Below are 12,275 nucleotides of genomic sequence, written 5' to 3' on the forward strand. Positions count from 1 at the left end.
CGCTGATCCCTTTCATGTCCAAGCGAGTCGCTAAACTCTGGAAATGATTAGAATCAATGCCGTGCGCTTTGCCCAGAAAAATCGAACCGGACAGCCGTGGGTCAAGCCCGGCCATGACGGTGCTCGGGGGATGACGCGGGCGTTCTGCGTCGCGCGCAAACCGCCGGTCCTCATCCGATGGTCATCAAACTCGCGTTGCCGCCCGCCGCCGTCGTGTTGATGCAGACGGAGCGCTCGTTGATCAGGAAGTCGAGCGGCGCCGGCTCGCCGCGCCGCAGCGCGTCGGCGGTCACGCGGAAGACGGCGGCGATCGGTCCGTCGCGGCGCGCAATCTCGCCGGCGAAGGCGACGAGCGCCGCGCCCGCGCGGTCGGTCAGCGCCGCGTCGGCGCGGTCGGCGGTCGCGTAAACCGCGACGCGTCGGCGCAACGGCTCGGGCGCCGCGGCGGCGAGGCCCGCCGCCGACGCGCCGCGAAGCAGCGCGCGGTTGCCGGTCGCCAGCGCGCAGGCGATCTGGACGATCATCGAGGCTTCGTCGGCCGCGTCGCACAGCACAGCGCCGCGCGGCTCGAGCGCATAGACGTTCTTCTCGCCGACCGGGCCGGGCAACTCGATGCTGACGCCGAGCCGGCTCTCACCGACGATTCGCTCGCACAAAGCCGCGAGCTCCGCCTCGCCGCGCTGGGCGAGGAAGCCGGCGAACGCCTTGGCGGCGGCGTCCGGCACGCCCGCCGGCAGCGGCGGCCAGGCGGCGGGGGCGCGCGCGACAAGCCGCTTGAGATAGAGCGGCCCGCCCGCCTTCGGTCCCGTGCCCGACAGGCCGTGGCCGCCGAACGGCTGCACGCCGACCGTCGCGCCGATGATGTTGCGGTTGACGTAGATGTTGCCGGCGGCAAGGCGCGCGGCGACGAGCGCGATCGTCGTGTCGATGCGCGAATGGACGCCGCCGGTCAGCGCGTAGCCGGTGGCGTTGAGCGCGTCGATCAGCGCCGGCAGCGCCTCGCGCTTGAAACGCAGCACGTGCAGCGCCGGGCCGAATGCCTCGCGGCCGAGATCGGCGACCGCGTTGATCTCGATCAGCGTCGGCGCGACGAAGAAGCCGCGCCCGCACGCTTCGCCGAGCGGCGCCGCGGTGACCGCGAAGCCGCGCGCGCGCATAGCCTCGACATGGGCGAGGATCTTGTCGCGCGCTTCGGCGCTGATCACCGGCCCGACGTCGGCGGCGAGACGGTCGGGCGGACCGACTTCGAGTTCGGCCATCGCCGCCTTGACCATCCCGATCATGCGGTCGGCGACGTCGTCCTGCAGGCACAGCACGCGCAAGGCCGAACAGCGCTGGCCGGCCGAATCGAACGCCGAAGCGAGCGCGTCGGCGATCACCTGTTCGGGCAGCGCCGAGGAATCGACGATCAGCGCGTTCTGGCCGCCGGTCTCGGCGATCAGCGCGATCGGCTGGCCGTCGGCGCGCAGGCGGCCGGCGAGCGCGACGGCGATCAGTTTGGCGACTTCGGTCGAGCCGGTGAACACGACGCCGCCGACGCCGGCGTGCGCCGTCAGCGCCGCGCCGACTGCGCCGTCGCCGGGAACGAGAATCAGCGCGTCTTCGGGCACGCCCGCTTCATGGAGCAGCTTCACCGCCGCGGCGGCGACGAGCGGCGTCTCTTCGGCCGGCTTGGCGATGACCGCGTCGCCGGCGGCGAGCGCGGCGGCGATCTGACCGGTGAAGATCGCGATCGGGAAGTTCCACGGGCTGATGCAGACGATCGTTCCGAGCGGCGGGTGGGTCGCGACGGCGAAATCGCCGCCGGCGACGCAAGACCCGTAATAGCGCAGGAAGTCGATCGCCTCGCGCACGTCGCCGAGCGCATTGGGCAGCGTCTTGCCCGCTTCGCGGCAGATCAGCCCGGCGAGCTCGCCGGCCTTGTTCTGGTAGCGCGCCGCGGCGGCGGCGAGGATCGCCGCGCGTTCGGCCGGCGCGCGCGCCGCCCACGTGGGCCCACCCTTCGCCGCCACGGCGAAGGCGCGCTCGACGTCCTCGCGCGCAGCGTCGACGACGTGGCCGACGACGTCGGCGGAATCGGCCGGGTTGACGATCGGCCGCGGCTTGCCGGCTGCGCCGCCGGCGCGCCATTCGGTCTGAACGCTGTTGGCGAGCCATCCCGCGAGCGCGGCGAGGCGCGCTTCGTTGCTGAGGTCGAGCCCGGCGGAATTCAGCCGCGCCGGCGCATAGAGGTCGCGCGGCAGCGCGATCTTCGGGTGCGGCGCGCCGACTGGCGCGATCGCCTTGGCCGCTGCGACCGGGTCTGCGATCAATTGGTCGATCGACACCGACGCGTCGGCGATCTGGTTGACGAACGAGGTGTTGGCGCCGTTCTCGAGCAGACGGCGCACCAGATAGGCGAGCAGCGTCTCGTGCGAGCCGACTGGGGCGTAGACGCGGCACGGCCGCGCGTCGCGCCCCGCGCCGACGATCTGGTTGTAGAGCGGCTCGCCCATGCCGTGCAGGCACTGGAACTCGTATTGCCCGGCATAGAAATTTGCGCCGGCCATGGCGTGGATGGCGGCCAGCGTCAGCGCGTTGTGGGTGGCGAATTGCGGGAAAACGGCGTCCGGCGCGTCAAGCAGTCGCCGCGCGCAGGCGATGTACGAAATGTCGGTGTGGATCTTGCGCGTGAACACCGAGAAGCCTTCCAGCCCCTCGACCTGCGTGCGCTTGATCTCGCTGTCCCAGTAGGCGCCCTTGACCAGCCGCAGCATGACGCGCCGCCGGGTTTCGCGTGCGAGCTCGACGATCCAGTCGATCACCGCCGTGGCGCGCTTTTGGTAAGCCTGGACGACGAAGCCGACGCCGTTCCAGCCTTCCATGACGGAATCGCGGCATAGCGCCTCCAACAGGTCGAGCGAGAGGTCGAGCCGCTCCGATTCCTCGGCGTCGATGTTGAGGCCGACGTCGAATTCGCGCGCCATGACGGCGAGGCGCTTCAGCCGCGGATAAAGCTCCGCGAACGCGCGGCGGCGCTGGCTGCGGGCATAGCGCGGGTGCAGCGCCGACAGCTTGACCGACAGGCCCGGTCCCTCGTAGACGCCGCGCCCGGCCGACGCCGCGCCGATCGCCTTCAGCGCCGTTTCGTAGGCCGCGAGATAGCGCTCGGCGTCCTCGGCGGTCGTCGCCGCTTCGCCGAGCATGTCGTAGGAATAGCGGAAGCCGCGCGCTTCGAACGGGCGCGCGTGGGCGATCGCCGCGCCGATCGTCTGGCCGCAGACGAACTGCTCGCCCATGATCCGCATCGCCGTATCGACGCTGGCGCGGATGACTGGCGCGCCGGAGCGGGCGATCAGCCGGGTCAGCGCCGCCGCGAGCCCGGTCTCGTCGACCGCGGAGACGAGCTGGCCGGTGATCAGCAGGCCCCAGGTGGCGGCGTTGACGAACGGCGACGGCGACTGGCCGACGTGGGCGCGCCATTCGCTGCCGCCGATCTTGTCGGCGATCAGCGCGTCGCGGGTGGCGGCGTCGGGAATGCGCAGCAGCGCTTCCGCCATGCACATCAGCGCGACGCCTTCCTGGCTGGAGAGGTCGTATTCGCGCATCAACCCCTGCACCAGGCCGGGCGTCGGCTTCTCGCGCAGGTTCGTCACCAGCTTCCGCGCCATCGCCTGCGCTTGCTCGGCGATCGCCGGCGGCAGCTCGGCGGCGGCGATCAGCGCCGGCACGACTTCGGTCTCGGGGGCGCGATAGAGCGCGTCGATCGCGGCGCGACGGCCGTCGTGGCGGACCAGCTCGGCGGCGAAGGCGGAAAACGGCCCGGCGCCGCCGCCGTGTTTCCCGAGGGGGCGGTCAGCGGACATCGGCCTATCTCCAGCGAAGATGGTAAAAACAGCGATTTCTTACATGCAATCAATAGGCCGCTCAAAGGTCGCAGCGCCGCCGCGGGACATTCGGCCGCAGTGGCGAATCGGCCACGCCGAGACGATATTGCGCGGATTGACGCGCTTTTTGTTGCTGCACTGCAACATCTCTGCTAGTTCAGCGGTATGGTTTTCTGCTGCTGAATTTGGGATGGCGTCGGGCGGCGCCGACCCGGGACAGCTGCGAGGGCGGAATGGGTACGACCTGGCACACCAAATGGGGCGCGCGACGCGTTCGCAAGGATCCGCCGACGATCGAGGAAGCTTTGATCGCCGCCGAGAGCATGACCGACGATCTCGCTCAACGCATCGAGATCGCCGCGTCGCTGATCGGCGCGTCGGTCGAAGAGGTCAAGGTGCTGGCGGCCAAACAGGCCCATCTCTCGCGCGGCCGTTCGACGCTGGTGACTGGGCGCAACCGCGCGGTGGTGGTCGAATACAAGCGGCCGCGAACGATTCGCCCGCCCGGCGCGGCGCGGCGCTGATCCGCCGGCCGCAAATCCTCGCCGTCGCGATCACGGCGAATTCAGCCGTGCGCGGGCGCGCCTGCGCAAGGGCGAATTCGCCTTTCCCTTTCCCTTTCGCTCTGGCAGGGCTAGCAAAGCGGCATGCTCGACCGGTCGCACCCTGACGAAAACGTCGGCGCTTTCCGTCTGCTCGGACGGCTGCTCAGCGACTTCGGCCGCGACCACGTGCGCGGCTACGCGCTGAGCGCGCTGCTGCTCGCCCTGATCTCGCTCTCCAACACCGGCGTCGCGGCGATGCTCAAGCCGGTGCTCAACGGCATGGTCTCGGCCGAAAAATTCGGCGAGATGCGGACGATGGCGTTCGAAGTGGTGGCGCTGTTCGTGCTGCGCGGCGCCGCCACCTTCGGCTCGACGCTGACCCTGTCGCGCATCGGCAATCGCATCGTCGCGACCGCGCAGCGACGCGTGTTCGACCGCCTGCTCAATCAGAACTTGATGTTCTTCCAGGACCGCCATTCGAGTGAATTCGTCGCCCGGCTGGTGATCGCCGCCAACGGCGTGCGCGACTCGCTGCAGCTCGTCGTCCAGAGCGGCGCCCGCGATCTCCTCACCGTCGTCGGTCTGGGGGCGGTGATGATCTACCAGGACCCGCTCGTCGCCGTCGGCGCCGTCTGCGCGCTGCCGATTCTCATCTTCTTCATCCGCAAGATCATCGACAGGGTGCGCCGCTTCGCCAAGCGCTCGTTCCAGGGCTCGACCCAGATCATGCAGACGATGAGCGAGACGGTGCTCGGCGCGCGCATCATCAAGGCGTTCAACCTCGAGTCCGAGATGCGCGAGCGGATGACGCGCTCGGTGCGCACGGTCGAAAGCTCGGCCAACCGCATCGCCGTCGGCAACGGCCTGACCGCCTTCCTCGCCGACTCGCTTGCCGGCCTCGCCATCGGCTTCGCCGTCTACTACGGCTCGTGGCGGGTCAGCGTGCAGCACGCCGACGTCGGCTCGTTCGTCTCCTTCCTCGGCGCGCTGCTGCTCGCCTACGAGCCGGCCAAGCGCCTGTCGGGGTTCTGGGTCAATCTGCAAAACGGCATGGTCGGGACGCGGATGATCTACGAAGTGCTCGACGCGCCGCTCGCCGATGCGCCGCATTCGGGCGCGCCGGCGCTGCAGGTGACGGCAGGGCGATTGACGCTCGAAGGCGCCCGCTTCGCCTACCGCTCCGGCGAGTATGCGCTCGACGGCGTCGATCTCGTCGCCGAGCCGAGCCAGACGACCGCCCTGGTCGGCCCGTCGGGCGGCGGCAAGTCGACGATCCTCGGCGTCATCCAGCGCTTCTACGCGCTGAGCGACGGGCGAGCGACGATCGACGGCCAGGACGTCGCCGCCGTCGACCTCGCCTCGCTGCGCGCCAAGATCGCCTTCGTCTCGCAGGACGTGTTCCTGTTCCGCGGCACGATCCGCGACAATATCGCGCTCGGGCGGATCGGCGCGACCGAGGCGGAGATCGTCGAGGCGGCGCGCCGCGCCAACGCCCACGATTTCATCATGAGCTTCGCCGACGGCTACGATTCCAGCGTCGGCGAGCAGGGAACGCAATTGTCGGGCGGCCAGCGCCAGCGCATCGCCATCGCCCGGGCGATGCTGAAGAACGCGCCGATCCTGCTGCTCGACGAGCCGACCGCGGCGCTCGATTCGGAGAGCGAGCGCGAGGTTCAGACGGCGCTCGACGCGCTGAGGATCGGCCGCACGACGATGGTCGTCGCCCACCGTCTGCAGACGATCGTCGGCGCCGACCGCATCTTCGTCATCGAGAAAGGCCGGGCGATCGAATCGGGTTCGCACAAGGAACTCGTCGCCCGCGGCGGCGCCTATTGCGCCTTCTTCGCCGCCCAGTTCGGTCTCGGCGCGCTCACGTCCGAAAGCCCGACATAAATCAGAAGCGCGCGAGGCCGGCCGCCGAAGGGCGCGTGGTGCGGTATTGGCTGCGCGCCGCGGCGCCGAGCGCAATCCCGCCGATCGCCAGCAGCGTGATCCAGGTCATCTGCGCAAAGCCCTCCGACAGGAAGGCGAGCGTCAGGTCGGCGGCGAAGGTCGCCGCCAGATAAGGGGCGAGGCGCGGCGCGGCGCGGCCGATGGCGCGAAAGCCGAACCAGACGCTCGCCGCCGCGGCGAGGGCGCCGAGGATTCCGAGTTCGTACCAAATCTCGAATAGCCCGACGCGGGGCGTCATCGTCGGCAGCAGACCGGCGTCGACGCCGCGCACCACCGTGTCGACGCCGTGTCCGGTCACCAGCCGCGGCAAATCATGCAGGACCAGGCTGGCGGCGGCGGCGATGGCCGGATAGGGCGCGCCGAGGGCGCCGAGCCTGGCGTGGAAGATCAGATGCGCCAGCGTCGGCGACAGGGCGAGCAGCAACGGCGCCGCCAGCACCAGCGCCACCGCCGCCCGGCCGACGTCGCGCATCGTCCGTTCGAGGTCGGAGACGGCGAAGGACAGCACCGCGATGCCGGCCAGCAGCGCCGCGGTGATCGGGGCCGAGCCGATGGCGAAGGCGTAGACCAGGCCGAGCAGCATCAGCGTCCGCGCGTAGCCGTTGCGGCCGCGCGCCGCCAGTCCGCCCATCGCCGGGAAGAGCAGCATCGCCATGGCGATTCCGCCCGCGTCGATGCGCCCGGCGTCGGGCTCCAGCGTCTGCTGCTCGGCGAACCACAGGGCGAAGATCGTCACCATCAGAATCAGCACGCCGATCGGGAACAGGTAGAGATCGGTGGCGCGCAAATGGTCGCGCGCGGTGACGATCACCGCCGTCGCGGCGAGCGCGGTCATTGCGATCTTGAGCAGGCGCTGGGCGCCGGGAATCGGGAACGGGGTCCACAGAAGCGACAGGGCCGCCCAGGCGAACAGCGCCACCGCCGCCCAGGCGACGGGCGAGGCGACGAGCGCGCGCAGCCGTGCGCCGACGCCGGCGACGGGATCGAGGGTAGCGGCGACCAGCAGCAGCGCGACGCCGACCGGGAAGAGGACGAACATGGCGCGCGACGACAACGTCGCCGCGCTGGGGGTCGCCAGCGCCAGCGCCGCATAGCCGATGCGCGACAGCAGTTGCGCCGCGTCAGCTGCGGCGTCGCTTCGCGGCGCGTCCGAAAGTTGAGTCATTCCAGTCAGCCCGTCAGCCCCACCTCTTTATACGACGTTGGGGCGCCCCGAACTGTGCGATTGGAGCAACAGTGTTGCGTCAAAATTGGCGCGCAATCGGGCAATGATCTGACGATTGCAGGGCCGTGACGCCTTGACGCTCGCCCGCCGATCGGGCCTTGTCGCGGCCGGCCCTGATTTGACCGCCCCGATGAACGACGCCGCCCCCATCCGCCTCGTCGCGGATTCCGCCTCGCGCCAGCGCGCGCGCGGCGAGGCGCGGGTTCGCTTCGCCCGCGCCGGCGCCCGCTCCGCCCCCGAACGCGCGTTCGAGACCGGGGGGCTGAGGCTGCGCTTTCCCCGCTCCGACGCCGAATGCGAGGCGGTGCTGGTCAACACCGGCGGCGGCATGGCGGGCGGCGACCGCGCCAAGATCGCGGTCGCGGTCGGCGTCAACGCCCGCGCCCTCGTCACCACCCAGTCGGCGGAGAAGATCTACCGCTGCGAGGGCGAACCGGCGCGGGTCGAGACGCGGCTCTTGGTCGAACCGGGCGGTTCGCTGGTCTGGGCGCCGCAAGAGACGCTGCTGTTCGAGAAGGCTTCGCTCACGCGGCGGCTCGACGCCGAACTCGCGGCCGATGCGTCGCTCCTGATCGTCGAAGCGGCGGTGTTCGGCCGCCTCGCCTCGGGCGAAACCGACGTCGCGGCCGAGCTCCGCGACCGCTGGCGGATTCGTCGCGCCGGCCGGCTGGTCTTCGCCGAGGCGCTGCGCCTGGCCGACGCGGCGGCGGCGCTCGACCGCCCGGCGGTCGGCGCCGGCGCCCGCGCGATCGCCACGATCCTGTGCGTGGCGCCCGACGCTGAGGCACAGGCGCCCAATTTGCGGGCGGCGCTGGAGTCGGTCGCCGCCGAGCCGGGGGAACCGCTCGACTTCGGCGCGAGCGGCTTCGACGGCATGGCGGTCGCGCGCGTCGTCTCGCCTTCGCCGAGTCGATTGCGCGTAGCGCTGATCGCGGCCATGCTGGCGCTGCGCGGCCGGGAAGCGCCGCGCGTCTGGGCGTGACGGCGAGAAACTTGCACGCTCCGCCGGCGACGCCATCCGGGGGGACGCATGAATCTGACGCCGCGTGAAAAAGACAAGCTGCTGATCGCCATGGCGGCGATCGTCGCCCGCCGCCGCCTCGAGCGCGGGGTCAAGCTCAACCATCCCGAGGCGGTCGCCCTGATCACCGATTTCGTCGTCGAAGGCGCGCGCGACGGCCGCTCGGTCGCCGAGCTGATGGAGGCGGGCGCGCATGTTCTTTCGCCCGAGCAGGTGATGGACGGCGTCGCGGCGATGATCACCGACATCCAGGTCGAGGCGACGTTCCCTGACGGCACCAAGCTCGTCACCGTGCACGCGCCGATCCGCGGCGCCGACGACGCGCTCGTCCCCGGCGAGACGCTCGCGGCGCCGGGCGAGATCGTCATGAACGTCGGCCGCGACACGATCACGCTCGAAGTCGCCAACGCCGGCGACCGGCCGATCCAGGTCGGCTCGCACTACCATTTCTTCGAAACCAATCCGGCGCTGAAGTTCGACCGCGCGCGCACAAAAGGATTTCGCCTCGACATCGCGGCGGGAACCGCGATCCGATTCGAGCCCGGCCAGAAGCGCGAAGTGCGCCTCGTCGCGCTCGCCGGCAAACGCCAGGCGATCGGCTTCCGCAAGGAGGTGATGGGGAAGGTTTGATCCCCCTCTCCCGCAAGGCGGGAGAGGGCTGGGGTGAGGGCAAGTCGTCATCCCCTCATCCGGCGCTTCGCGCCACCCCCGGGTCTTCGCCCGGGGGCAGGCTCTTCTCCCGCAGGCGGGAGAAGGGCTGCTCCGCCAGACCCGCGCCAACGCTCCGCACGTCTCGTTTCTTTATCTCCCTTCACAAGAGATTCCCGATGGCCAAACGCCCCACTTCGCTTCCCCGCGCCGCCTACGCCGACATGTTCGGGCCGACCACGGGCGACCGGTTGCGGCTCGCCGACACGGAACTGTTCATCGAAGTCGAGAAAGACTTCACCATCTATGGCGAGGAGGTGAAGTTCGGCGGCGGCAAAGTGATCCGCGACGGCATGGGCCAGAGCCAGGTTTCGCGCGCGCGCGGCGCGGTCGACACCGTCATCACCAACGCCGTCATCCTCGATCATTGGGGGATCGTCAAAGCCGACGTCGGCATCCGCGACGGGCTCATCCATGCGATCGGCAAGGCCGGCAATCCCGACATCCAGCCCGGCGTGACGATCGTCATCGGCCCCGGCACCGAGGTGATCGCCGGCGAGGGCAAGATCCTCACCGCCGGCGGCTTCGACACCCACATCCATTTCATCGCGCCGCAGCAGATCGAAGAGGCGCTGGCGAGCGGCGTGACCTCGATGCTGGGCGGGGGCACCGGCCCGGCGACCGGCACGCTCGCCACCACCTGCACGCCGGGACCTTGGCACCTCGCGCGGATGATCGAGGCGGCCGACGATTTCGCGATGAATCTCGGCTTCGCCGGCAAGGGCAACGCCAGCAAGCCGGCGGCGCTGGTCGAGCAGGTCGAGGCGGGCGCCTGCGCGCTGAAGCTGCACGAGGACTGGGGCACGACGCCGGCGGCGATCGACTGCTGCCTTTCCGTGGCGGACGACTATGACGTGCAGGTGATGATCCACACCGACACGCTCAACGAATCCGGCTTCGTCGAGGACACGATCAAGGCGTTCAAGGGCCGCACCATCCACGCCTTCCACACCGAAGGCGCCGGCGGCGGCCACGCGCCTGACATCATCAAGGTCGCAGGCCTCGCCAACGTGCTGCCGTCGTCGACCAATCCGACCCGGCCCTACACTCGCAACACGCTCGACGAACACCTCGACATGCTGATGGTCTGCCACCACCTCGACCAGGGCATCCCCGAGGACCTCGCCTTCGCCGAGAGCCGCATTCGCAAAGAGACCATCGCCGCCGAGGACATCCTGCACGACCTCGGCGCGCTGTCGATGATGTCGAGCGACAGCCAGGCGATGGGCCGGGTCGGCGAGGTGATCATCCGCACCTGGCAGACGGCGGACAAGATGAAGCGCCAGCGTGGGCCGCTCGACGGCGACGGGCCGGACAACGACAATTTCCGCGCCAAGCGCTACATCGCCAAATACACCATCAACCCCGCCATCGCCCATGGCGTGTCGAAGCACATCGGCTCGGTCGAGAAGGGCAAGCTCGCCGACCTGGTGCTGTGGAGCCCGGCGTTCTTCGGCGTGAAACCCGACCTCGTCGTTAAGGGCGGCGCGATCGCTTGCGCCCAGATGGGCGACCCCAACGCCTCGATCCCGACGCCGCAGCCGATCCACTATCGGCCGATGTTTGGCGGGTTCGGCCGCGCGCGGACAGGAACGTCGCTGACCTTCGTCTCCGGCGCCGCGATCGAGAAGGGCCTGGCGCGCAAGCTCAAGGTCGCCAAGCGCCTGGTCGCGGTCGAGAACACGCGCGGTAAGATCGGCAAGAAGAGCCTGATCCACAATTCCGCAACCCCGAAGATCACCGTCGACCCGGAGACCTACGCGGTGACGGCGGACGGCGTGCTGCTGGTCTGCGAGCCGGCCGACAAGCTGCCGATGGCGCAGAGGTATTTCTTGTTTTGAGGGGGAGGCAGGTCTGGAACGCGGACGAGGGATTTCAGCGGGATAGGCGCCAAAAAGTGACCGGGTGACGAGAGGCGGCTCAATCGGGATCACTTGGGGGCAGCACCGTAAGTACAATGGCGGTATGTGTTGTAAGCGTCGCTCGCTCAGGGCACCCCGCTTCGGAAGGTCAGTCTACAATCAGTCCTCGCAATGGCTCGTAATAGTAATGGAGGTTATTATGAGCGTCTATGTGGCGAGTACTAACTGGCGTGATGAAGGATGGCTGCGTATCGCGGAGTAAATAGCAATTAACGACTTAAATTGCAGCAGACGTTAAAGTTGTCTTTAGCGCGAAAGCTCGCCACTCGATAACTCCTGTGTCACAATCCCAAAAAAATTCTCAGCCGACACCCCAGCGATCTCAATGCACAATCTCTCTAGATTTATTAGACAGAACAATCCATTTCTAGGATTTACAATTCCAATGTTATTTATAATATATTGCTTCGATCCATAGTTAAGCGCAGCGTACACAACCGCCTGTTTAATATCTGTACTCCGGAACGTTCTTTGGACGGTCTTAATTTCATAAATTGTGTCGCCGGCAATGACATCGCCTTCCGAATTATCAACGAAACCGCATCCCGAGAATATTGGCTTTAGTATCAGTTGCCGCGGCCTAGCCCTAAAAAACTTTACAAGTCGATCGGAAATTATCAAGACTTCGTCTAGTTCATGTTTTGTGCACTTCTGAGTAATGTCTAAACCTTGACTTGCGTACGGTGCGAGGCGCTTTTCCGTCCAAACCCATGCGGCCTCCGTAATTTCCGCATTCGATCTTTTCGTTCCTGTCCGGTTTTCCACGGTTCGCTCAACAAACAACGAGAATGCGAATTCTGCAATCAACGCAGCCCTGGAGCCCCCAGAACTAGGCAACGGCGGCTCAAAACGCTCCACGCTCTCCAAATTGAGTCGCCGAACGAAATGCTCACATGTTGGCGCGGCTTCGCTCCAAAACGCATTGTATGAGCTGGCGAAGCTCTTCGCATCGATCACAGCGGAATCCTCCACTTCGGATCATTGGCCTTTTGGCCCGCCCAATCGAGTATGAAGGTCTCTAATGGGTTGAACTCC

The 12,275-nt window shown here is 68.0% G+C and carries 8 protein-coding genes; 5 read left to right on the forward strand and 3 right to left on the reverse strand.

The window, feature by feature from the left end; genetic code table 11:
- Positions 1 to 170: 170 nt before the first annotated feature.
- Positions 171 to 3,845, reverse strand: coding sequence for a bifunctional proline dehydrogenase/L-glutamate gamma-semialdehyde dehydrogenase PutA (gene putA, locus ABSF49_RS15900; RefSeq protein ID WP_424113631.1), 3,675 nt, complete (start codon positions 3,843 to 3,845; stop codon positions 171 to 173).
- A gap of 254 nt (positions 3,846 to 4,099) precedes the next feature.
- Here putA and ABSF49_RS15905 point away from each other — a divergent pair, with 254 nt between their 5' ends.
- On the forward strand, positions 4,100 to 4,390 hold the full coding sequence (locus ABSF49_RS15905) for a hypothetical protein (RefSeq protein WP_424113632.1): 291 nt from the start codon (positions 4,100 to 4,102) through the stop codon (positions 4,388 to 4,390).
- A gap of 123 nt (positions 4,391 to 4,513) precedes the next feature.
- Complete coding sequence (locus tag ABSF49_RS15910) at positions 4,514 to 6,304, forward strand: ABC transporter ATP-binding protein (RefSeq protein WP_424113633.1); 1,791 nt, start codon at positions 4,514 to 4,516, stop codon at positions 6,302 to 6,304.
- Position 6,305: 1 nt separating this feature from the next.
- On the opposite strand, the gene ABSF49_RS15915 is transcribed toward ABSF49_RS15910, so the two are convergent.
- On the reverse strand, positions 6,306 to 7,529 hold the full coding sequence (locus tag ABSF49_RS15915; protein ID WP_424113634.1) for a hypothetical protein: 1,224 nt from the start codon (positions 7,527 to 7,529) through the stop codon (positions 6,306 to 6,308).
- Between the two features lie 190 nt (positions 7,530 to 7,719).
- Here ABSF49_RS15915 and ABSF49_RS15920 point away from each other — a divergent pair, with 190 nt between their 5' ends.
- The 3 genes from ABSF49_RS15920 to ureC all read left to right on the forward strand — a co-directional run bounded on the left by ABSF49_RS15920 (position 7,720) and on the right by ureC (position 11,159).
- Positions 7,720 to 8,571 (forward strand): urease accessory protein UreD, encoded by an 852-nt coding sequence (locus tag ABSF49_RS15920; RefSeq protein WP_424113635.1) that lies wholly within the window; start codon positions 7,720 to 7,722, stop codon positions 8,569 to 8,571.
- Between the two features lie 48 nt (positions 8,572 to 8,619).
- Positions 8,620 to 9,240 carry an urease subunit gamma gene (locus ABSF49_RS15925; protein WP_424113636.1) on the forward strand — a complete coding sequence of 207 codons (621 nt, stop codon included), beginning with the start codon at positions 8,620 to 8,622 and terminating at the stop codon, positions 9,238 to 9,240.
- A gap of 197 nt (positions 9,241 to 9,437) precedes the next feature.
- On the forward strand, positions 9,438 to 11,159 hold the full coding sequence (gene ureC / locus ABSF49_RS15930; RefSeq protein ID WP_424113637.1) for an urease subunit alpha: 1,722 nt from the start codon (positions 9,438 to 9,440) through the stop codon (positions 11,157 to 11,159).
- Between the two features lie 327 nt (positions 11,160 to 11,486).
- Here the strand turns inward: ureC and ABSF49_RS15935 are convergent, their stop codons facing one another.
- Positions 11,487 to 12,197 carry a hypothetical protein gene (locus ABSF49_RS15935; RefSeq protein WP_424113638.1) on the reverse strand — a complete coding sequence of 237 codons (711 nt, stop codon included), beginning with the start codon at positions 12,195 to 12,197 and terminating at the stop codon, positions 11,487 to 11,489.
- Positions 12,198 to 12,275: the final 78 nt, after the last annotated feature.

It is taken from the genome of Roseiarcus sp. (assembly GCF_049514155.1).
GTDB lineage: Bacteria > Pseudomonadota > Alphaproteobacteria > Rhizobiales > Beijerinckiaceae > Roseiarcus.

What these genes read in the sequence shown, in the direction of transcription:
- putA (WP_424113631.1), bottom strand. Translation starts at nt 3,845, where the DNA reads ATGTCCGCTGACCGCCCCCTCGGGAAACACGGCGGCGGCGCCGGGCCG.
- ABSF49_RS15905 (WP_424113632.1), top strand. Translation starts at nt 4,100, where the DNA reads ATGGGTACGACCTGGCACACCAAATGGGGCGCGCGACGCGTTCGCAAG.
- ABSF49_RS15910 (WP_424113633.1), top strand. Translation starts at nt 4,514, where the DNA reads ATGCTCGACCGGTCGCACCCTGACGAAAACGTCGGCGCTTTCCGTCTG.
- ABSF49_RS15915 (WP_424113634.1), bottom strand. Translation starts at nt 7,529, where the DNA reads ATGACTCAACTTTCGGACGCGCCGCGAAGCGACGCCGCAGCTGACGCG.
- ABSF49_RS15920 (WP_424113635.1), top strand. Translation starts at nt 7,720, where the DNA reads ATGAACGACGCCGCCCCCATCCGCCTCGTCGCGGATTCCGCCTCGCGC.
- ABSF49_RS15925 (WP_424113636.1), top strand. Translation starts at nt 8,620, where the DNA reads ATGAATCTGACGCCGCGTGAAAAAGACAAGCTGCTGATCGCCATGGCG.
- ureC (WP_424113637.1), top strand. Translation starts at nt 9,438, where the DNA reads ATGGCCAAACGCCCCACTTCGCTTCCCCGCGCCGCCTACGCCGACATG.